Source organism: Priestia sp. FW507-14D1A, from assembly GCF_058781295.1.
In genome coordinates this window covers 562,215-583,183 of record NZ_JBYSWQ010000002.1, presented here as the reverse complement: position 1 = coordinate 583,183, position 20,969 = coordinate 562,215, and the positions used below count along the sequence as shown (strand labels likewise).

The following is a 20,969-nucleotide window of genomic DNA, read 5'->3' as shown; positions in this document are numbered from 1 at the left end:
TGCCTATGATAATGTAATCTTATGAATAAAAGAACTACTTAATAAACAGTTCTTAATGGAATTGTATCTGTTGAATACATTAAGTGCAAATAAACAACTTTGAGCTGTTAGAAAAAAGAAGGAAGGTGCAAAGATATGTTCAAAAAGCTTGGATTAGCAGGACAAATTCTAATTGGTTTGATTGCAGGTATTATTGTAGGGGCTATTTTTTACGGAAATCCTAAAGCAGTTGAAGTGCTCCAGCCAATTGGAGACGTATTCATTCATTTAATTAAAATGATCGTGGTGCCGATTGTTATATCTAGTATCATTGTGGGCGTTGCAGGTGTTGGTGATATTAAGAAGCTTGGTAAATTAGGCGGAAAAACAATTCTTTACTTTGAAATCATTACAACGGTTGCCATTGTTGTAGGCTTATTAGCAGCTAACTTGCTTCACCCTGGTACTGGTGTGGACCGCAGCGGTCTTGAAAAATCAGATATCAGCAGCTACACATCAACGGTAGAAGCTACAGAGCAAAAAGGATTTGTAGAAACATTTGTTCACATCGTTCCAACGAATGTATTTGAGTCAATTGCTGCAGGCGACATGCTGCCAATTATTTTCTTCTCGGTCCTATTTGGACTTGGAATTGCATCAATCGGTGAAAAAGGCAAGCCGGTTTTAAGATTCTTTGAAGGCACGGCAGAAGCGATGTTTTGGGTAACGAATTTAGTTATGAAGTTTGCACCGTTTGGCGTATTTGCATTAATCGGTGTAACCGTATCAAAATTTGGACTAGCGTCTCTGATTCCGCTTAGTAAGCTTGTAATTGTTGCTTACGGCACAATGATTTTCTTTGTGTTAGTTGTGCTAGGACTTGTAGCTAAATGGGCTGGCGTTAACATCTTCCACTTATTAAAAGTGCTAAAAGATGAATTGCTGTTAGCATTTTCAACTGCAAGTTCAGAAACAGTATTGCCGCGTATTATTGCGAAAATGGAAAAGTTCGGATGCCCTAAAGCAATTACATCTTTTGTTATTCCGACGGGATATTCGTTTAACTTAGACGGATCTACTCTTTATCAAGCGCTTGCTGCGATTTTTATCGCGCAAATGTACGGTATTGATATGAGCATCACACAGCAAATTTCACTGATATTAATTTTAATGGTTACATCTAAAGGAATTGCAGGAGTTCCAGGCGTATCGTTTGTTGTACTGCTTGCAACGCTTGGATCTGTAGGACTTCCGGTAGAAGGGCTTGCTTTTATCGCTGGAATCGACCGTTTGTTAGATATGGGACGTACAGCGGTAAACGTAATTGGAAACTCACTTGGTGCGATTGTCATTTCGAAGTGGGAAGGTCAATTTAACGATAAAGACAAGGAAGCTTACATTAACGAAGTAACAAAAAAAGTATCGTAACAACAAAGAGTCTGGGACAAAAGCATTGTAGTTGAAGAAAGATCCGAACGATTATTCGTTCGGATCTTTTTTATATTGATGTAGATTTTATCTGTGCAGTTGCTTCTAGTTGTTGATCGGAGAACAAGGCGAAAACTCCTGTGGAAAGCTAAATCTTGTATGGAAATCAACGGCTGTGCAACAAGCTATCCATACCAGCTCATTTATCCAACTTATTCGGCTTTAGACGGGATTTATTTCGTTATGACTCCATCTTTTTTCGGTTGAATTTGCTTTGGAAAATTGGGAATAGTAACTAAAGATGAAAAACAAATGATTAATACAAGGAGGTCTCAACATGGGAAGAGCAAATAATCACAAATCATCACATAACAACAAAGGGTCACTGCCTCAAACACCAAAAGAGTTAAAAATTGCTCCGGATCAAGCAAATGAAGAATTTTCACGCGAGTTAGCGCAGCATCATGATGCTAAAGCAAAACAAGACTTAATTTTGAAACAGCAAAAAGAAAAGTAAAAGAAAAAGAGGCTGGACAAAAGTGTTTTAATTGAAGGGAAATCCGAACGATGAATGGAGATTCTTGATGGAGAATCCAACTCGTTCGGATTTTTTATTGGCAGAGTGAACGAAGGTTTCATTTCTATAGTTGCTTCTAGCTTGTGATTGGAGGGCAAGACGAAGACTCCTGCGGGAAAAGCGGAACAGGTGAGACCCCGCAGGAGCGTAAGTGACGAGGAGGCTCACCGGCCGCCCGCGGAAAGCGAAGTCTTGCACGGAAATCAACTGCCGCGTAACAAGCGATTCATACTAGCTCGTTTATTCGTCTGTAGATTCGATTGACTTAGGTATGTTTCAATCTCTTTTATACATATCTAAAGATAAAAATACCTCAGTAACCATTTTGTAACATTATTTAATCATAGCGTAATAGTTTTTGAGGCTTTTTTCATTATAATTAAACCGAACATATTGAAAAATAAGTTCTATAGAAACGTAACGTTCGGTTACATAATGGAGGAGAAAAATGAAAAAAGCCATCATTGGGTCTATAACGGCAGCGGCAGTCTTATTTAGCGGAGCCAGTCCGTTTATTGCACCTGCTCAAACAGTAGAAGCAGCGTCATATTCATACAAAGACACGGCTATTGCTACTGGTAAAAAATTAATGGGTGTTCCTTATAAATGGGGAGGTACAACAACAAAAGGTTTTGACTGCTCAGGATTTATTCAATACATTTTTAAAAAGGCTGGAAAAACACTTCCGCGCACAACGGAACAAATGTATCGAGTAGGGACAAGCGTTTCAAAAGCAAAGCTTCAAAAAGGAGATTTAGTTTTCTTTCAAACGTATAAAAAAGGTCCTTCACATGTAGGCGTGTACTTAGGAAATAATCAGTTTCTTCAGGCTTCTACGTCTAAAGGCGTGACGATTACATCTCTTAGCAACAGCTACTGGAAAGCACGTTATATCGGTGCAAAACGGATTTAACTATCCGTCATTTTTTTGGAAAACAACACTACATTATGTAGTGTTGTTTTTGTTTGCATATACATAACATATTGCCAACATTATTTTTAACGTTTTATACAAAAAAATCCATATTCTATGAGATAATAACGTTAACACATTTTGTACTTTAACATAAGGAATATCCCACTCTATTCGAAAGTTTGGTGAGCGAAGATGAAGCGCTTAGTATGGAGTTATGGAATAGGTATTGTTGCAATAGTAGCAGTACTCTCATTTTTCTTTATGATGAAAGGTCAAACAGAGAAAGCTGTCGTTAGCGGAAATGTACCAAAAGCTCATGCGCAGGGAGAAAGAGTGAAGCAGCCCATCTCACAGTTTCAAGCAGTACAGCCTCATGAAGCAGATAATGAAGTGAAAAATGTAAAAAACAACATGCCTGAAAAAGCGGATCCTCCTCCTTTTTTAGTCTACATTGACCCGGGTCATCAATCTCAGGCTAACCTAGAGAAAGAGCCAATCGGACCGGGATCAGCAGAAACGAAAATAAAGGTTTCCGGAGGCACATCAGGCGTAGTGACCAAGAAGCCGGAATACAAGCTGACGTTGGAAGCCTCTATAATATTAAAACAGCTGCTCGAAGAAAAAGGCATAACCGTAAAGCTTACTCGGAGTTCTGATAATGTAGATATCAGCAACCGGGAACGAGCGGAGCTTGCGAACAATTCAAAAGCTGATCTGCACGTACGTATACATGCGGATGGTTCTGAACATGCTTCTGTAAAAGGATTTTCTGTGCTTGCTCCTGCAGAAGATAATTCCTATACAAAGTCTATTTATCAAAGGAGTCTGCAGGCATCTCAAGCTATTCTGACAGAGGTGAAAAAAGATCAGTTTGTCGAAGCAGACGGCATTCGCTATCGCAGTGATCTTTCAGGATTTAACTGGTCGACTGTACCTGTAACGCTAGTTGAATTGGGATATATGACGAATCCAGAAGAAGACCGGAACCTGTCTGATCAGGCTTACCTTACAAAGCTGATGAATCATATTGCAGATGGTATAGCGGCATATGAAGACATGAAAAAATAAAAGGCGAAAAGACCTATAAAAGCGTGTGACTAAATCATTTGATTTATGTCACACGTTTTTTTTGTCGTTCATATGATATAAAGAAGCGTTTTTTCGACAAAAAAATGGACGAGCAGAAAAGAAAACTAGGTAAAATGCTTTAATTTTTATAAAACTGTGTCGATATAACGAGTGATATTAAAATGCGTTAGACAGTACATGAAAATGGGGGAACAAGATGAGAAAGTTAACGGCATTTGCTTTAGTACTAAGCGTACTGCTGTTTCAATTCACGCCGCTTGCTAGCGTGAAAGCTGAAACGGTAGAACCAGTTGTGTCTGTAAAATTAGTAAACTATTTAGGAGATCATCATGCAATTACAATTAAGCCGTCTTATTTATACACTATTAAAAACTCGGATTTGGTCTTAAAGGCAAATACAGAGTATACGGTAACGGCAACAACTCAAGGTGTCACTCTAAAACAAGGAAGCACTGTATTAGGTGATTTTACAAGCTTTGAAATTACACCGTCTCTTTATAAAAATCCCGTATCTATTAACGGCAGACAGTACTTAGGGGACGTTGCGTTTACAAATGAAAAAGGAACGTACGTCAGACCTGTTAATACGCTGCCGATTGAAGACTATTTAAAAGGCGTTGTGCCAAATGAAGTCTATACATCTTGGAATCTGCAAGCTTTAAAAACTCAGGCAGTAGCAGCGAGAACATACGCAATGAGCTATGCAGGAAAAGTAATCAATGACACGGTAAGCTATCAAGTATACGGTGGCTATACGTGGTACGACAGCACAAACAAAGCAGTAGATGAGACATTCGGACAAGTAGTCACATACAACAATAAATTAATCAACGCCGTTTTCTCATCAAGCAACGGGGGAAGAACCGAATCAAATAGCAATGCCTGGGGAGGAACTCAGCTTTCTTATTTCCCGGTGAAAGAAGATCCATACGATAAGCAGACGCCGTGGACGTTAGCTATTCAAAAAACGCAAATTGATTTAACCGGAAAAGATTTAGCTAACTATAGCGCTTGGTGGAATACGGTTTCTGAAAAAGATAAAACCGTTACGGATAATTTGAAGTCATGGTTAGTAGCCAATAAGCATCCTGGTAAAACGATTAAAATTACCTCTATTCCAAAGGTGAATTTTTATGCTCCTTCATCAGGGGGCCGTGTGACTAAAGGTGCAATTACAGTGGACTACCTCGTTAAAGGAGATGTAGACAGTTCGCAAAAACTAGTGGTTCATCATTTGGAATTAAAAGATTTAACATCGACGAAGCTAAAATCAATGTTAAACAGCCGTGCGATGCTTAGTCTGCTTGTAACGGAAACAAATGAAACAAGCACATCAACCACTTTTAATGGTAAAGGAAATGGACACGGTGTTGGAATGAGTCAATACGGTGCTCAAAAAATGGCAAGCCTAGGCAAAGACTATCGTGAAATTTTAGATTTTTATTATCCAACGACTACTCTTTTAAGTTTTTATACAACAAAATATCCGCGAAAAGAGCAGGAGCAAGAACCACCGAAAGATACGGTTGCACCTGATGCACCTTCAGTTAATGCATTAGGAGATAACCAAACATCGCTTACGGGCGTGACAGAACCAAATGCTTCTGTTATTGCAAAAGTGGAAAATGAAGTAATTGGAACGGGTCTTGCTGATGAAGCTGGGAAATTTGCAATTACGATTGCCAAGCAGCCAGCAGATACAAAAGTGTCTGTAACGTCTAAAGATGCAGCTGAAAATGAAAGCAAGGCCACAGTAGTGACCGTAACGGATCAAACGCCGCCTTCTGTTCCAATTGTAAATGAAGTAAGTGACCAAGATACGACCGTAACAGGCGTAACAGAAGCAAACGCCGTCGTGACGGTAAAAGCAGGCGATGCAACGTTCTCTGCAGTAGCGGATGGTAACGGTACATTTACTGTTTCAATTCCAGTACAAATAGGCGGAACAACAATAGCGGTAAGTGCAAAAGATAAAGCAGGAAACGAAAGCCAAGCGCCTTCTTTTGCGGTTAAATCTACGTTAAAAGCACCGCTTGCACCAAAAGTAAATGAAGTAAGTGATCAAGACACAATGATCAAAGGAACGGCTGAAGCAAATGCGACGGTCATCGTTAAAAACGGAAGTCTTCAGCTTGCAGCAGGCAATGCAGATGCCAAAGGAAATTACAGCATTTCAATTGCAAAACAAAAAGCAGGAAGCACGCTGTCCGTAACGGCTCAAAATGCAGGTGGAACAAGTTCAGCCACTGCGGTAACCGTACAGGATAAAACGGCACCAGCTGCGCCAAAAGTAAACGCAGTAAGTGATCAAGATACAAAAGTTACAGGTACAGCAGAAGCAAATTCTACAGTTACTGTAAAAGTCGGAACCACAACTGTGGGAACGGCTAAAGCAGGTGCAAATGGAGCGTTTTCTGTTTCTATTTCTCTGCAAAAAGCGAATACAAAGCTAAGCGTACAAGCAAAAGATGCAGCAGGAAATAGCAGCTCTGCATCGACTGTAACCGTTACGGAAAAGCAAAAAGCTCCGGTTAAACCAACGGTTAATGAAGTGAGTGATCGAAGTACAGCGGTTACGGGTACAGCAGAAGCAAATGCGGCGGTTATTATTAAAAACGGAAGTCTTCAGCTTGCAGCAGGAAAAGCAGATAGCAAAGGAACATACAGCATCTCAATTGCAAAACAAAAAGCAGGAAGCAAGCTGTCTGTAACGGCTGGAAACGCAGCGGGCGTAAGTCCAGTGGTAACTGTAACCGTGCAGGATAAAACAGCACCTGTTACACCAAAAGTAAACGCTGTAAGCAATCAAGATACAGTCGTAACGGGAAGCACAGAAGCGGGCGCGGAAGTGCATGTGAAAATTGATAAAAAAGTAATTGGCAAAGGAAATGCCAAATCGGATGGAACGTTCAGCATCACCATTCCAAAGCAGCCTGCTGCTACAAAATTAGCTGTTATTGCAAAAGATGCAGCTAATAACTACAGCTCCAATGCGTTTGTAACGGTTAGTGCCGCGCTGGCAAAACCAGCGCTTCCAACCGTTGCTACGCTTACTGAAAAAAGTACAGCAGTAACGGGAACAGGAGAAAAAAATGCGTCTATTTATATTAAAGTAGGCGGGAAAATTATTGCGAGCGGAAAAATTGATGGAAACGGCAAGTTCAGCGTGAAAATTCCTGCTCAAAAAGCAGGAACGGAAGTGACGGCAGTTCTGCAAAATAAAGTAGGATACAGTCCGTATAAAATTGTAAAAGTGCAAGACACAACGCCGCCGGCACCTCCGGCTGTTGATGCCGTTACGTCTTTGTCCACATTTATCTCGGGAAAAACGGAAGCAAATGCCGTGATTACGGTTAAAAGCGGTACAAAAGTAATCGCGTCAGGCAAAGCAGATAGCAAAGGACAGTTTAAAGTCACTATCCCAAAACAAACAGCAGGCGTAAAGCTGGCTGTTACAGCAAAAGATGCAGCCAATAACTACAGCTCCAATACGTTTGTAACGGTTAGCGCTGCGCTGGCAAAACCAGCGCTTCCAACCGTTGCTACGCTTACTGAAAAAAGTACAGCGGTAACGGGAACAGGAGAAAAAAATGCGTCTATTTATATTAAAGTAGGCGGAAAAATTATTGCGAGTGGAAAAATTGATGGAAACGGCAAGTTCAGCGTGAAAATTCCTGCTCAAAAAGCAGGAACGGAAGTAACGGCAGTCCTGCAAAATAAAGTAGGATACAGTCCGTATAAAATTGTGAAAGTGCAAGACATAACGCCGCCGGCACCTCCGGCAGTAAATGCCGTCACGTCTTTGTCCACATTTATCTCTGGAAAAACGGAAGCGAACGCCGTGATTACAATTAAAAGCGGTACAAAAGTAATCGGATCAGGCAAAGCAGATAGCAAAGGACAGTTTAAAGTAACGATTCCAAAACAAAAAGCAGGCGTAAAGCTGGCTGTGACGGCAAAAGATGCCGCTGGAAATACAAGTTCAGCAGTCAATATAAACGTCAAATAAAAACAAAAAGAATTCTCTTTGGAGGATTCTTTTTTTAGTGATTTTTAAATGGGATAGAAGGTTACTAAAAAGTTACCTTAGAACTTTGAAGTGCCTAACTTACTTTAAAGTGGGTTCTATCTTTTTCTTTTTTTCTGTTTCATAATAACAAATGTAAAGAAATTAGCAGGGGGTTTTTTATAATGAGTAATCATTTGCAAGATACAGTAACACTTCATAACGGAGTCAAAATGCCTTGGTTTGGATTAGGCGTATTTAAAGTAGAAGAAGGGCCTGAATTAGTGAACGCGGTGAAAACAGCTATCGTCAAAGGCTATCGCAGCATTGATACGGCAGCTATTTATGGAAATGAAGAAGGTGTAGGAGAAGGAATTCGCCAAGGTCTGAAAGAAGCAGGTCTTTCACGCGAAGACATTTTTGTTACATCAAAAGTTTGGAACGCAGATTTAGGCTATGAAGAGACGCTGGCTGCTTACAAAACAAGCTTACAGAAGCTTGGCTTAGAATATCTAGATCTATACTTAATTCACTGGCCGGTAGAAGGTAAGTATAAAGCAGCGTGGAAAGCATTAGAAACGCTGTATAAAGAAGAAAAAGTAAGAGCTGTGGGCGTAAGTAATTTTCAAATTCATCATTTAGAAGACTTAATGAAAGATACAGACGTTAAGCCTGTTATTAACCAAGTTGAATATCATCCTCGTTTGACGCAAAAAGAGCTGCATGCTTTTTGTCAAAAGCACGATATTCAGCTAGAAGCATGGTCTCCGCTTATGCAAGGAGAATTGCTAGATAACGATGTGTTAAAAGAAATTGCTGAAAAACACGGTAAATCAGTTGCTCAAATTATTCTGCGATGGGATCTGCAAAACGGAGTTGTAACGATTCCAAAATCGACAAAAGAACATCGTATTATTGAAAATTCATCGGTATTTGATTTTGAATTGGATGCTGAAGACGTAAGCAAAATTGATGGATTAAATCAAAATCACCGAGTAGGTCCAGATCCGGACAACTTTGATTTTTAATAGAAAAACTAATAGGCTGGGATAAAAGTATTTTAGCCCAAGTAAAAAACGAACCACTGATCAGTAAGTTTGATGAGTGGTTCGTTTTTTTTGTTATGGTGAATACAGCTTCATCTGTTTCGTCTTTCCAGCAGTTGATTGAAGGTCAAGGCGAAGACTCCCGCGGAAAGCGAAGCCTTGCATGGAAATCAACGGCGGTGTCATAAGCGGTTTAGCTCATGTATCTCATTTGTTCGTCTTTAAGTTGGATTCAGTTAGTTCTGTCCCGGCCTCTTCTTATGCATTATTACATAAATTTAACATTTTCTTCACAGTAAGCTAAAGGACGGGCCTTATCATAAAGAAAGGTTGTGAAAGATAGAGAAATCATTTCATTTTTAAGTGTAAAATAGGCGGTGTAACGATGACAAAACAAGCTTACTCTCACATACAATGTAAAAAAACATCAATGATTGATTTATTGCTGGATGCAGGGGTTTATAAAAAAGGAAACAAGCAGCTATACGAGCTTACGCTTCAAGAACTAGAATCAGAATATGAAGCTATTTCACAGCAGCGCATATCTCCATGAAATTTTGATACATTGCTAGAATTTGTTATAATAGAGGAAAGGATAGGAGTTGATTTATATCGAAAAGCACCCGACAGACTCGCAGCCCATCCGTATGGATATCCTCGATTCTATATTTGCTAAAATGGTATTAAATAAGGCTATCCGAGATTTTAGAAGAGATCAAATTTTACGTGAAGTCGATCAAACATTAGAAGAAAGAAACAAAGAGAAATTTTTTCAATTAATTGAAGAATTAAAATCAATTTCGTAAAGGGCGTTCGCGCGATAGAAGTTGATTTAATCATTTTAGCATATAAAAACAGGTAAGAAGCGGCATGCTTAGTTACCTGTTTTTTGTCGTCTTATTGCAAAACAAGACCTTACATAAGAAGTGCAACTTGCTAGTAAACAGACAAAAAGAGCAAGTCTAATGTACTCACTCTTTTCAGAAAGGTATGGGTGTTACTGAGAAAATGAATGTCACTCTCTAAATGTTGCGTGTGGGGTTTAGAAAGTTCTATGTATCTGCATATTTTCTAATTCATTCGCTCTATGTATTGTTAAAGTAACAATATAACCATATCTTATCACATGAAGGAAATTCGATTCAATATATTTATTGATTTTCTTTTTAAATTGTTCTAAATAATTAGTGAATGTAAAAAAATGTTTTTATTGGGTGAATGTATATCTATGGAAAAATAATAGAAAAATCTATTGGATTTTTATGAGAGACATTTGTTTATTTCTGACGGACTGTAAGCTTTAAAAGAGTACAATCCGTCCTGTAAATCAGTATTAAGAAAAAATGAGCTGAACCCAGTAGAATAAGAGGAAAAGCGTAACGATGGTGGTAAGCGGGATAACAATAAGTGATACTTTTAAATAATCTTTCCATTTTACCTTGATATGATTTTCTTTTAAAATGTGCATCCAAATAAGAGAAGCCAGTGTTCCAATCGGCAATAAAAGCGAGCCCATATCACTTCCAATAATATTAGCAAGATAAATGGTTTTAAGAGTAATAGGATCGAGCCCCATTTCAGTTAAGGTAATGGTTCCGACCATTAGGGCCGGGTGATTGTTAAACAAGTTAGAGAGAATGGAAACAAGTCCTCCCATGATAAAGCTTGCTTCAAAAAGCCCTCGATTTACAATTGGTTCGCAAACTTTTACAAGTAGCTCCGTCAACCCTACGTTATGCAGTCCGTAAATAATAACGTACATCGAAAATGCAAAAACGAAAATGTGCCACGGCGTTTTCTTTAAAATATCAATTGGGTTTGTACGTAAGTGATACCATCTCCAAATAAGTAAGATCAGTGAGCCCAGTACGGCAACCAATTCGATTGGTATACCGAAATAAGAGGCGACAAATAGGAGACAGCGCATAACAAACACAAATAATAAAACTTTCAGCATAAATTGTGTGCGTTTACGTTTTGTTTCAACAGAAATGCTTCCTTTTAAGGGGTGAAACTGTTTTGTAAAGAAACTTTCTTCTATATCTTTTGAAGCATGCGGCAGTTTTTTTGGCAAATGGCGTTTTACGACCGTATACATGAGCCAAGACATAAATAATAAACCAAGTGTCGCCGGTACAAACATCATCGCCGTGTGCATATAAAGCGACATATGAACAATTTTTAAGGCAATCAAATTGACAATATTACTTACACCTATAGGCGCGCTGGAAGCGGTAGCAATAAGCGCTCCACTTAAAAGGTAGGGGATCTGCTGGTGGGGTTTTAGCTGAAGGTTTTTCAATAGTAGAATTAAAATTGGAGTGGTAATTAAAATACTGCCGTCATTATTAAATAGTAAAGTCATTAAAAAGCAAAGCAGCTGAATGTACCAATATAATCGGTACCCTGAGCCTTTGGATAAACTCACTAGTCGTGCAGCTGCCCAGTGGAAGAATCCAAAACTTTCTAATATGACGGCCATGACAATGGTGGCAATAATGGTGATAGAAGCGCCGCTTATCTTTCCGAAAATATCAACAATGTCTGATTTGGATACAATCCCTGTAAGCAGGATAATGGCTGCTCCTATGGCTGCCGGCCATGCTTCGTTGATGCCGTTTGGCCTCCAAAAAATGACGAGCATTGTCATTGTAAACACGAAAATGGCAATTCCAATTTCAATATTCATCAGTATGCTCCTTTCTTCTAAAATTTGTAATGAATATACCCTTGCATGTCCCTTACACTCTATTTATATTCATTTATTACTAGAAGGATTGTGCATAAGACCATTTTTACTAATATGTTTGTTTATCTTGCCAAGGCACGTGTCATATTGGGAGAGACGCCTATGAAAAAGAGGCTGGGACATAACTAAATCTATCCAATCTAAAGAAAAATCAATTGGATAAAGGAGTTAGCAGGCATTGCTTTTTATATTGCTGTTGATTTTCATGCCAGACTTTGCTTTCTGCTTGTCCCGCAGGCGTCTTCGTCTTGCACAGATAGAAGCCGCTATATACATGAAACCCATGCTCACCATATCAATAAAAAAATCCGAACTATTCATCGTTCGGATCTTTCTTTAACTAACATACTTTTGCTCCAGTCTGTTTAAGATTAGCAAGTATAGACTTTTTCGTGTAACGTTAACGCTTTTATCTGATCGTGATCAGGTTCGTAGCCGATGCCTGGTGTATCAGGAACGGAAATAATCCCGTTGTCGACCGTGATTTCCGGATGAACGATATCACGCGGCCAGTATTTAGAGGATGCGGCCGTATCTCCGGGAAGCGTAAAATTGGCAAGTGTGGTAATGGCAATATTATGTGCTCGTCCGATACCGGATTCCAGCATACCGCCGCACCATACGGGCACACCGTGGGTTTGACAAAGATCATGAATTTTTTTTGCTTCTGTTAGTCCGCCTACTCGTCCAATTTTAATGTTAATAATTTGTGTGCTTCCAAGTTTAATAGCTTTTCGAACGTCTTCAGCTGAATGAATGCTTTCATCTAAGCAAATGGGCGTGCGCATGCGGGCCTGCAGTTCAGCGTGATCAATTAAATCATCATGAGCCAACGGCTGTTCAATCATCATTAAATCAAACTCATCAAGCTGAGCAAGGTGATCAGCATCTGCAAGCGTATAAGCAGAGTTCGCATCAACCATCAGCGGAATAGAAGGAAACTCGTTTCGAACCGCACGCGTCAAGTTAAGATCCCAGCTTGGCTTAATTTTAATTTTGATCCGCTTATATCCTTCATTCAAGCCGGCGTCAATTTTGCGAAGCGTTTCGTCAATCGTAGGCTGAATGCCAACGCTGAGACCAACTTCAATTTGACTTTTACTGCCTCCTAGCGCTTTAGATAGAGAGAGGTTTTGCCTGCGCGCATACAAATCCCAAACTGCGCCTTCTAACGCCGCTTTTGCCATGTAATTGCCTCGGATATGAGCAAAGCGTTGAGATACTTCGTCAGGGTGCTGAATTTCTTTCTCTTGAAGCAAGGGAATTAAAAAATCCTCCATGATGTGCCAGTTTGTTTTGAGCGTTTCTTCTTTATAAAAAGGGTCCGCGCACGCTACGGATTCAGCCCAGCCGGATCGTCCGTCTTCGTCTTGAATTTCGACTAAAATAAAGTCTCGATCCACTTCTTTTCCAAGGCTTGTGGTAAACGGATGAAGTAAGTCCATTTTTAAATGCCGTAAAATGACGTGTTTTATGTTCATTTTTGCACCTCTTTTTTCGTTAAAATATAAAAATGAACGGGTGCGCTGCTTTCAGGATACTTCATGAAGTCTGTTACTTGGAATCCTTCTGCAAAACACGTTTGAAATACGCGTCTTGTTCGCATACGCCAGTCCAATGCAAGAGAAGGAGAGACTTCTTTCATTTGCTGAAAAGCAGACGGAATAGCTACAGACACGATATCATGATCCAACCATTTTTCATCAATATCTGTAACAGAAGGGAACCCTTCATCCGTTAACGTCCATTGAATGAGCGATGCGTCCATTATTTGATCTGGCGTATAAAGAAGCTGAGCTCGTTTTGTATCTTCTTCGGATGCCCATTCCACAACGAATCGGTCAGAAGGCAAGTCGGCATTTAACGGATCATTCATGTCTCCGTAGCAGTTTTCAATATAGGTAGAACAAACGGCTCCAAGCTTTCCAATATTTAAATACCCGTTGGCGCTTTCTAGAGGATCATACGTCCAGCTGATATATGAATAGCCCTTTTTTTTACTTTCCTGGCGCTGTGCATGCTTAAGTTTGGCACCGATACCCATGCTGCGATAGGCAGGGTCAACTGCTAATATATGAGAACATAAATAGACGCACGTTCCGTCAAACCCGGGAAAACTATATTGAAAGCCAATCAGCTTTTCATTTAGAAACGCACCGAGAACAAGACCTCCGTTTTTAACAGCGGTCAAGGTTTGATGAACGGGCGTGGCTTCTTCTTCTCCCCAGACCCGGCTTTCTAATGCACGTACGTCTTCTAGTTCAGTGGTTGTTGTAAGTGAACGAATCGTTAAAGCTTCAGTCATTTGTTTACTTCCTTTCTATTATCTATTCTAAAAAGATGCCCTGCTCGGCATAGAGCTTTTCCAAGTGTTCTTGTCGTTTTCCAGCCGTTTTTTCATCGCTTTTTTGCATACTGCTAATGACAATTTGAGATAGGGCAAGAAGCGATAAAATATGTTCGGTTGTTCCGGCTAAAAGCGTGATATCAGCGATTTGACCTACCGGAGACAAACGGCGGTCTGTAATGGCAATTACTTTCGCTCCTTGTTTTTTAGCCTGCTGCGCTACTTCAAGCGCTTCTTTTGTATAGCGCGGCAGTGAAAATACAACAACAGCAGATTCACTAGTAAGATTGCATAGCGTTTCAAGCAAAAATCCTGTTGGAAAAGATAAAAGAACATGATTGCGAAGTTGATTCATTTTATAATACAGCCAGTAGGCTGCCGTATGAGATTCGCGGAAACCCGCAATATACACTTGATCACTTTTGATAAGCGCCTCTACAGCTTGAGATAATTCTTTTTCGTCAACTGGAGAGAGCCATTCATCGAAGATTTTCTTTTCTTCCACTGCCGAAACAGCTGCAGGCTTGCTAGCTGCTTCTTTTGATTCGGCAGAAGAAAGCCATTCTTTTCGCATTAGCTCCTGCAAATCGGAAAAACCATTTAATCCAAGTGCGTAAGCTAGACGAATAACGGTTGTTTCACTGACACCTGCTTCTTTGCCAATTTGCCCAGCCGTGTACAGCGAGCCTTTTTCCGTGAAATTAACGAGAAACTCCGCTACTTTTTTTTGACCGCGAGAAAGGTCAGGGAATTTATGTTTAATTAATTCTTGAAATGATGGATTCATATAGCCTCCTAAAAAAGAAGTTATAACTTCATAAAAATATATTAATGCATTTTTAACTTCATTTCAATCGCTGTTTCAAAATAAAAAGAAGTCCTCGTGATATAATAAATTGATTATTCAAAAACGAATTGTATTTTATTCAAAAATGAATAGAAAGCAGGGAGCATACATGAATTCAGAGTGGAATGAAAATCAGTGGATCCTTCATTCATTAAAAGATGATTTGCTTGTCACGGATGAAAAAGGCATCATCGTCCGAATACATGAAGGAACGGGAAACATTTACGATGTAAAAGCTGAAAAACTGCTGGGAAAGTCTGTTTATGAACTTGAAAAACAAGGGTTGTTTACGCCAATCGTCACGCCAATTGTGCTTGAAACAAAGAAGAAAATTACGCTTGTACAAACAACTAAACAAGGCAAGCAAGTGCTCGTTACGGGCATTCCTGTCAAAGATGAAAAAGGAGAGATTAAAAGAATCGTCAGCTATTCTCATGATGTGACGGAGCTTATGGAAATGAAAACATATCTTGATGCGATGGAAGGCGAAATGCAGCGTGTAAAAAGCGAGCTTATGCTGCTGAGGAACCAAAATCTATCAACAGAAGGAATTGTATGCAACAGCGAAAAGATGCAGCACGTTCTTCGTACGGCGGTTCACGTGTCGAATGTAGACGTAAATATTTTACTTTTAGGGCAGTCCGGAGTAGGAAAAACGCACTTAGCCAAGCTGATACATAACAAAAGTACAAGAAGCAAAGGGCCGTTTATTGAAGTGAACTGCGGGGCGATTCCAGATCATTTATTTGAGGCTGAACTGTTTGGCTACGAAGCGGGTGCTTTTACCGGTGCATCTAAAAATGGGAAGGTGGGACTGGTCGAATTAGCAGATGGAGGTACGCTTTTTTTAGATGAAGTGGGAGAACTGTCACCGGCGCATCAAGTAAAAATCTTAAAGCTCATTCAAGAAAAACAGTTTTATTCCGTTGGAGGAAGAAAGCCTAAAACCGTGGACTTTCGCTTAATTGCAGCGACGAACAAAGATCTAGAAAAAGCCGTTGCTGAAAAAGAATTTCGAGAAGATTTATATTTTCGTTTAAGCGTCGTACCGATTACCATTCCATCTTTGAACGAGCGCCCTGAAGATATTTTTCCGCTGCTCACACATTTTGTCGAGCAGTTTGAAAAGAAATACAACCGAAAAAGAACGTTTGATAATGCGGTTATTCACGCACTGCTTTCCCACGAGTGGAAAGGGAACGTACGAGAGTTAATTAATGTGATTGAACACGCCGTAGTTGTGTCTTCGCAAACGCTGATTACAATGGAGCATTTGCCGCATTCTCTGCATAGAAAAAAACGGATTCAAAACGTTGAAGAACATGGGGAAATGAAGCTTAATGACGCGTTAAACGAGCTGGAAAAAGAGATATTAGTAAAAGCAAAAAAACAGTATAAAACGACAACAGAAATAGGGGAAGCACTTGGAATCAGTCAGCCTTCAGTTGTTAGAAAATTAAAAAAACATTCCGTTTTTTAACGTCTTTGGCACGCTCTTTGCATGTAAAACAAGTACAAACACATTACTTGATAGATTGCGAGGAGGAAGTCAGATGACGCAGGCATCACTTACACAGTTAATGAACAGTTTACCCGATTTACTAGCACCAAGCATGGCGAAAGATCATCCTAATTTACCCGTGGTAAAAGCAGAAGGCTGCTACTACTACGGAGCTGACGGAAAAACGTATTTAGATTTTACATCAGGTATTGCAACAGCGAATACAGGTCATCGTCACCCTAAAGTTGTACAAGCGATTAAAGAAAGCGTTGATCATCTTATGCACGGCCCGTCGGGTGTGATTATGTACGAATCTATTTTACAGCTTGCTGAAGAATTAAAAACAGTATTGCCAAGAGGGTTGGACTGCTTTTTCTTTGCCAACAGCGGAACCGAAGCAATTGAAGGAGCGTTAAAACTGGCAAAGTACGTTACGCAAAGACCTTATACGGTTTCGTTTATGGGCTGCTTTCACGGCCGTTCTCTCGGAGCGCTTAGTGTGACAACATCAAAAAGCAAATACCGGAAATTTCTTCAACCATCGGGCTTAACGTATCAAGTGCCTTATGCAGACGCGACTCAGTGTCCAAAAGGAGAAGATCCGGAAATCTACTGCGTGGAAAAGCTGGAAAGAGATTTTGCCACTTTGTTTAAGCATCAAGTCACGCCGGAAGAAGTAGCGTGCATGATTGTAGAGCCGGTTCTTGGAGAAGGCGGCTACGTGATCCCTCCGAAAGCGTGGCTGCAAAAAATAAGAGAAGTGTGTGACAGACACGGCATTCTGCTTATTTTTGACGAAGTGCAAACCGGATTTGGACGGACCGGCGAGTGGTTTGCAGCTCAAACGTTTGACGTGACGCCTGACATTATGGCAATCGCAAAAGGCATAGCATCAGGACTTCCGTTAAGTGCGACCGTAGCTTCCAAACAGTTAATGGAAAAGTGGCCGATTGGTACACACGGAACAACTTTTGGAGGCAATCCTATTGCTTGTTCAGCAGCACTTGCGACTCTGGACGTATTAAAAGAAGAAAAGCTGATTGAAAACTCAAAAGCAATGGGGAAATATGCAGCGGATCAGCTTCAGCATTTAAAAGCGAAGCATGAAGTTATCGGAAGTATTCGTTCAGTAGGACTAATGATTGGAATTGAAATTATTAATCCAAAAACAAAGCAAGGTGACGGAAATCTTCTTCTTGAGATTTTAGACAAATGTTTGGAAAAAGGAGTGCTGTTTTACCTTTGCGGAAATAGCGGAGAAGTGATTCGAATGATTCCTCCTTTAACGATTACAAAAGAAGAAATTGATGCCGGGCTTCGGGTATTAGATGAAGCATTGACAGAAATCACAAGTCTTCACGTGATCTAAAGCTTTAGGAAGCTCTTTGTTTCAATGAAAGATAGATTGACCCACAATAAGGAGGAATCTGTTATGAACGGACTGGATATGACGGTTATGTTTGTCTATTTTGGCGTATTGGTTGTAGCTGGTATTATTGGCTCGTTAAAAGCAAAGTCATCAGAAGATTTTATTTTAGCGGGACGAAACTTAGGGATGTTCATGTATTTAGGGTGTTTGTCTGCCGTTATTTTAGGCGGAGCGTCGACGATTGGAACGGCTCAGCTTGGCTATGAGCACGGGCTGTCTGGCATTTGGTTTGTGACGATGATTGGACTTGGGATTATTACGCTTGGCACGATTTTTATTAAGCGGATTTCGTCGTTGAAAGTGACGACTATCAGCGAACTGCTAGGAAAAAGATATAACGCTCAAGCGCAAATTATCAGCGCCGTTGTTGCAGCTATTTATACACTCATGGTATCAGTCACTCAAGTGATTGGAATGGGAACGATCATTCATGCGCTGCTCGGATGGAGTATGACGGCATCGATGTTAATTGGCGGTTCGATTGTTTTGTTCTATACGATTTTAGGCGGAATGTGGAGCGTAACGGTTACTGATATTATTCAATTTGTTGTGATGACGGTGGCGATTTTTGGATTTATGCTTCCGATGAGTGTATCAGAAGCAGGAGGTTTCAGAGCCCTTGCCGGAGATTTGCCATCATCTTATTTTGATTTTTCATCCATTGGATACGGTCAAATCTTTCAGTATTTCCTCTTGTATACGCTTGGTATGGCAGTTTCTCAAGATATTTGGCAGCGGGTATTTACGGCGCGAACAGAAAAAATCGCCCGAAACGGCTCCATTTTTGCAGGCGTGTACAGCATTGCCTACGCGGTTGCCGGAAGCGTAATTGGAATGTGTGCATATTTGCTGCTGCCAAACGCAGAAAGCAGTCAAAGCATATTTGCAACGCTTGCGATTCAAATTCTGCCTCAAGGGTTATTAGGTCTCGTGCTGGCAGGCGTTTGTTCGGCGCTGATGTCAACTGCTTCAGGAACGCTGCTTGCGTCTTCTACGCTGATTAGTAATGATATCATTAAAAAAGTGTGGCTTAAAAATATTTCAGAGAAAAATTATTTAATTTTAACGCGCGTGAATACGCTTATTGTTGGTGTGCTTGCTATTATCTTTGCTCTTTGGATTCAAGACGTGCTTGTTGCTTTAGATGTTGCGTATGCCATTTTATCAGGAGCGATTTTTGTTCCATTTGTTGTGTCGCTGTTTTGGAAAGACATTCATCCAAAAGCAGGAGTTTCAGCGATTGTTGTCAGTACGCTAGTAGTACTTGGAGGTCTATTGATTGAAGGACTTTCTTCTACCACGCCAATCCTATACGGAATTTCAAGCAGCATCATTGTAATGGCTGGATTTGCGGTTATGGCTCGAAACAAAGAACTGTCTGATCAAGAAAAGGTTCAAGAAGATATGTGAATAAGGGGGTAAAAAGCTTCTCATAGTAAAGTGAGAAGCTTTTTAGTATTTTGTATGCATAAGTATAGACAACAAACGGCAAGGAGGAGTACACTAGACGCTCAGATTATAGGGATAAGGAGATTGTTACATGAAAAGCAGAACGTCTGTAATGGTTAGTATTGTGCTGGCAATGCTAGTGGCTTCGCTTGATTCAACGATTATGAATACGACGATGCCCGTTATTGCAAAAGAGCTTGGAAGGTTTGATTTGTACGCGTGGTCGTTTGCTTCGTACATGATTGCAAGTACGATTTTATCTCCGGTAGCAGGAAGATTATCGGATTTATTTGGCCGCAAAAAAGTATTTGGGTTTGGAATTATTGCTTTTTTAATTGGTTCGATGCTTTGCGGCGTGGCGAATACGATGATTCAGCTTGTTCTTTTCCGTGCGGTCCAAGGAATAGGAGCCGGGTTTATGGTGGCGTTTCCCGCTATTATTGCCGGAGACTTATTTCCCGTCGAGAAACGAGGGAAGATTCAGGCGCTCTTTACAACGATGTGGGGATTATCAGCTGTATTAGCTCCGCTTTTAGGCGCTTTTTTTGTGGATTATTTAACGTGGAGATGGATTTTCTTTATTAATTTACCCGTATGTATTGTTTCATTTCTGACATTAATGCCCTATCAAGAAAGCTATAAGCCGAAACGAGCAAAAGTCGATTACATCGGTGCTATCTTGTTTGGAGCGGGCGTTACATCACTGCTGCTCGTTACGGTAGTGGAACAAAACCGAGTTGTGTATACAGTCGCGGGACTTATTTTATTAGTGATTTTTTATCTACATGAACGAAAACATACTTCACCAATTGTACCGCTGTCCATGTTCCAAAACAAAACGCTGTCATGGATTAATATTAATGCGTTTATTGGAACGGTGGCTTTATTCGGAACGTCAAGCTACATTCCGTTATTTTTACAGCGAGTAGCGCATCTGTCACTGTTTATGAGCGGAGTTGCGCTGTTAGGAACGGCGGTCGGGTGGATGTCTGTATCTGTGCCAGCAGGTAAATGGATTTTAAAACACGGCTATAGAAAGCTGTTGTTAATCGGAAATGTGCTGCTGGTTGGCTCTGGAACACTGCTGCTGATGCTAAATGAAAGTCACGGCTTCTTTTATGTGTTTTGCGTCATGATTGTCCAAGGACTATCGTTTGGACTGCTTTCTACGGTTGGCGTCATTGGTGTACAGCAATTAGTAGGAGGACATGAAAGAGGTATTTCAACTTCATTTTTTATGTTTTGCAGAAACATGGGAACAGCCATCGGCGTTACCATTATGGGTGCGTTGCTGACTTCAGGCGGAAGCTTCATGGCAGGCATTCATCACTTGTTTTTATTTGGCTTTGCAGGAAGCATCGTGGCTTTATTGACTTCCTTAAAAATTCAAAACGATACGGAATCAAAGCACAGCCGAGCTGCTAGTTGAGGGAATTTATGCTAAATATGTTTATTTCATAAAAAAACGGGAAGAAACCAAATAAGGTCATAGAATTGCCTGGAAAATCGTAGGCATATTCTTCTTCTTCTTTCACTTACTACATGTGGGACGCCGGGTATCGGCGTCTTTTTTTGTGCTGTAAAGGAGCTGCTTATATTATCCATA

Annotated in this window: 16 protein-coding genes; 12 read left to right on the top strand and 4 right to left on the bottom strand. The window is 40.3% G+C overall.

Annotated elements, in window-relative coordinates; translation table 11 throughout:
* Nucleotides 1–135 precede the first annotated feature (135 nt).
* The 8 genes from AC3WJG_RS11340 (at nucleotide 136) to AC3WJG_RS11305 (ending at nucleotide 9,847) form a co-directional block, all read left to right on the top strand.
* Nucleotides 136–1,407: a cation:dicarboxylate symporter family transporter gene (locus AC3WJG_RS11340; RefSeq protein ID WP_337133611.1), complete on the top strand. Its 1,272-nt coding sequence runs from the start codon at nucleotides 136–138 to the stop codon at nucleotides 1,405–1,407.
* Nucleotides 1,408–1,744: 337 nt separating this feature from the next.
* Nucleotides 1,745–1,924, top strand: coding sequence for a YfhD family protein (locus AC3WJG_RS11335; RefSeq protein ID WP_013055768.1), 180 nt, complete (start codon nucleotides 1,745–1,747; stop codon nucleotides 1,922–1,924).
* Between the two features lie 508 nt (nucleotides 1,925–2,432).
* Complete coding sequence (locus tag AC3WJG_RS11330) at nucleotides 2,433–2,897, top strand: C40 family peptidase (RefSeq protein ID WP_016766438.1); 465 nt, start codon at nucleotides 2,433–2,435, stop codon at nucleotides 2,895–2,897.
* Nucleotides 2,898–3,092: 195 nt separating this feature from the next.
* Nucleotides 3,093–3,968, top strand: coding sequence for an N-acetylmuramoyl-L-alanine amidase family protein (locus AC3WJG_RS11325; protein ID WP_337133608.1), 876 nt, complete (start codon nucleotides 3,093–3,095; stop codon nucleotides 3,966–3,968).
* Nucleotides 3,969–4,185: 217 nt separating this feature from the next.
* Nucleotides 4,186–7,998, top strand: coding sequence for an Ig-like domain-containing protein (locus AC3WJG_RS11320; RefSeq protein WP_337133606.1), 3,813 nt, complete (start codon nucleotides 4,186–4,188; stop codon nucleotides 7,996–7,998).
* 182 nt (nucleotides 7,999–8,180) lie between these two features.
* Nucleotides 8,181–9,023 (top strand): aldo/keto reductase, encoded by an 843-nt coding sequence (locus AC3WJG_RS11315; protein ID WP_337133604.1) that lies wholly within the window; start codon nucleotides 8,181–8,183, stop codon nucleotides 9,021–9,023.
* Between the two features lie 403 nt (nucleotides 9,024–9,426).
* Entirely contained in the window at nucleotides 9,427–9,594 is a 168-nt protein-coding gene (locus AC3WJG_RS11310) for a Fur-regulated basic protein FbpA (RefSeq protein WP_080890234.1), read from the top strand.
* Nucleotides 9,595–9,643: 49 nt separating this feature from the next.
* The gene (locus tag AC3WJG_RS11305; RefSeq protein WP_016766443.1) at nucleotides 9,644–9,847 is read left to right on the top strand and encodes an IDEAL domain-containing protein; all 204 of its coding nucleotides are present in this window, start codon (nucleotides 9,644–9,646) and stop codon (nucleotides 9,845–9,847) included.
* Between the two features lie 527 nt (nucleotides 9,848–10,374).
* Here AC3WJG_RS11305 and AC3WJG_RS11300 read toward each other — a convergent pair.
* The 4 genes from AC3WJG_RS11300 to AC3WJG_RS11285 all read right to left on the bottom strand — a co-directional run bounded on the left by AC3WJG_RS11300 (nucleotide 10,375) and on the right by AC3WJG_RS11285 (nucleotide 14,924).
* The gene (locus AC3WJG_RS11300) at nucleotides 10,375–11,730 is read right to left on the bottom strand and encodes an arsenic transporter (protein WP_114894413.1); all 1,356 of its coding nucleotides are present in this window, start codon (nucleotides 11,728–11,730) and stop codon (nucleotides 10,375–10,377) included.
* 431 nt (nucleotides 11,731–12,161) lie between these two features.
* Nucleotides 12,162–13,271, bottom strand: coding sequence for an o-succinylbenzoate synthase (gene menC, locus AC3WJG_RS11295; RefSeq protein ID WP_337133596.1), 1,110 nt, complete (start codon nucleotides 13,269–13,271; stop codon nucleotides 12,162–12,164).
* Nucleotides 13,268–14,095 carry a GNAT family N-acetyltransferase gene (locus AC3WJG_RS11290; protein ID WP_337133594.1) on the bottom strand — a complete coding sequence of 276 codons (828 nt, stop codon included), beginning with the start codon at nucleotides 14,093–14,095 and terminating at the stop codon, nucleotides 13,268–13,270. The genes menC and AC3WJG_RS11290 overlap by 4 nt, the downstream gene beginning before the upstream one ends.
* A gap of 22 nt (nucleotides 14,096–14,117) precedes the next feature.
* Complete coding sequence (locus tag AC3WJG_RS11285; protein WP_337133592.1) at nucleotides 14,118–14,924, bottom strand: MurR/RpiR family transcriptional regulator; 807 nt, start codon at nucleotides 14,922–14,924, stop codon at nucleotides 14,118–14,120.
* 169 nt (nucleotides 14,925–15,093) lie between these two features.
* Between AC3WJG_RS11285 and AC3WJG_RS11280 the strand changes: the two genes are divergently transcribed.
* The 4 genes from AC3WJG_RS11280 to AC3WJG_RS11265 all read left to right on the top strand — a co-directional run bounded on the left by AC3WJG_RS11280 (nucleotide 15,094) and on the right by AC3WJG_RS11265 (nucleotide 20,792).
* Complete coding sequence (locus AC3WJG_RS11280; RefSeq protein ID WP_098433511.1) at nucleotides 15,094–16,464, top strand: sigma-54 interaction domain-containing protein; 1,371 nt, start codon at nucleotides 15,094–15,096, stop codon at nucleotides 16,462–16,464.
* 73 nt (nucleotides 16,465–16,537) lie between these two features.
* On the top strand, nucleotides 16,538–17,854 hold the full coding sequence (locus tag AC3WJG_RS11275) for an aspartate aminotransferase family protein (protein WP_098333733.1): 1,317 nt from the start codon (nucleotides 16,538–16,540) through the stop codon (nucleotides 17,852–17,854).
* Nucleotides 17,855–17,917: 63 nt separating this feature from the next.
* On the top strand, nucleotides 17,918–19,324 hold the full coding sequence (locus AC3WJG_RS11270; RefSeq protein ID WP_337133589.1) for a sodium:solute symporter family protein: 1,407 nt from the start codon (nucleotides 17,918–17,920) through the stop codon (nucleotides 19,322–19,324).
* A 130-nt stretch (nucleotides 19,325–19,454) separates the two neighbouring features.
* On the top strand, nucleotides 19,455–20,792 hold the full coding sequence (locus tag AC3WJG_RS11265) for an MFS transporter (RefSeq protein ID WP_098525432.1): 1,338 nt from the start codon (nucleotides 19,455–19,457) through the stop codon (nucleotides 20,790–20,792).
* Nucleotides 20,793–20,969 lie beyond the last annotated feature (177 nt).

Excerpts from the sequence above, each read along its gene's own strand:
- AC3WJG_RS11340 (WP_337133611.1), top strand. The coding sequence starts at position 136 with ATGTTCAAAAAGCTTGGATTAGCAGGACAAATTCTAATTGGTTTGATT.
- AC3WJG_RS11335 (WP_013055768.1), top strand. The coding sequence starts at position 1,745 with ATGGGAAGAGCAAATAATCACAAATCATCACATAACAACAAAGGGTCA.
- AC3WJG_RS11330 (WP_016766438.1), top strand. The coding sequence starts at position 2,433 with ATGAAAAAAGCCATCATTGGGTCTATAACGGCAGCGGCAGTCTTATTT.
- AC3WJG_RS11325 (WP_337133608.1), top strand. The coding sequence starts at position 3,093 with ATGAAGCGCTTAGTATGGAGTTATGGAATAGGTATTGTTGCAATAGTA.
- AC3WJG_RS11320 (WP_337133606.1), top strand. The coding sequence starts at position 4,186 with ATGAGAAAGTTAACGGCATTTGCTTTAGTACTAAGCGTACTGCTGTTT.
- AC3WJG_RS11315 (WP_337133604.1), top strand. The coding sequence starts at position 8,181 with ATGAGTAATCATTTGCAAGATACAGTAACACTTCATAACGGAGTCAAA.
- AC3WJG_RS11310 (WP_080890234.1), top strand. The coding sequence starts at position 9,427 with ATGACAAAACAAGCTTACTCTCACATACAATGTAAAAAAACATCAATG.
- AC3WJG_RS11300 (WP_114894413.1), bottom strand. The coding sequence starts at position 11,730 with ATGAATATTGAAATTGGAATTGCCATTTTCGTGTTTACAATGACAATG.
- menC (WP_337133596.1), bottom strand. The coding sequence starts at position 13,271 with ATGAACATAAAACACGTCATTTTACGGCATTTAAAAATGGACTTACTT.
- AC3WJG_RS11290 (WP_337133594.1), bottom strand. The coding sequence starts at position 14,095 with ATGACTGAAGCTTTAACGATTCGTTCACTTACAACAACCACTGAACTA.
- AC3WJG_RS11285 (WP_337133592.1), bottom strand. The coding sequence starts at position 14,924 with ATGAATCCATCATTTCAAGAATTAATTAAACATAAATTCCCTGACCTT.
- AC3WJG_RS11280 (WP_098433511.1), top strand. The coding sequence starts at position 15,094 with ATGAATTCAGAGTGGAATGAAAATCAGTGGATCCTTCATTCATTAAAA.
- AC3WJG_RS11275 (WP_098333733.1), top strand. The coding sequence starts at position 16,538 with ATGACGCAGGCATCACTTACACAGTTAATGAACAGTTTACCCGATTTA.
- AC3WJG_RS11270 (WP_337133589.1), top strand. The coding sequence starts at position 17,918 with ATGAACGGACTGGATATGACGGTTATGTTTGTCTATTTTGGCGTATTG.
- AC3WJG_RS11265 (WP_098525432.1), top strand. The coding sequence starts at position 19,455 with ATGAAAAGCAGAACGTCTGTAATGGTTAGTATTGTGCTGGCAATGCTA.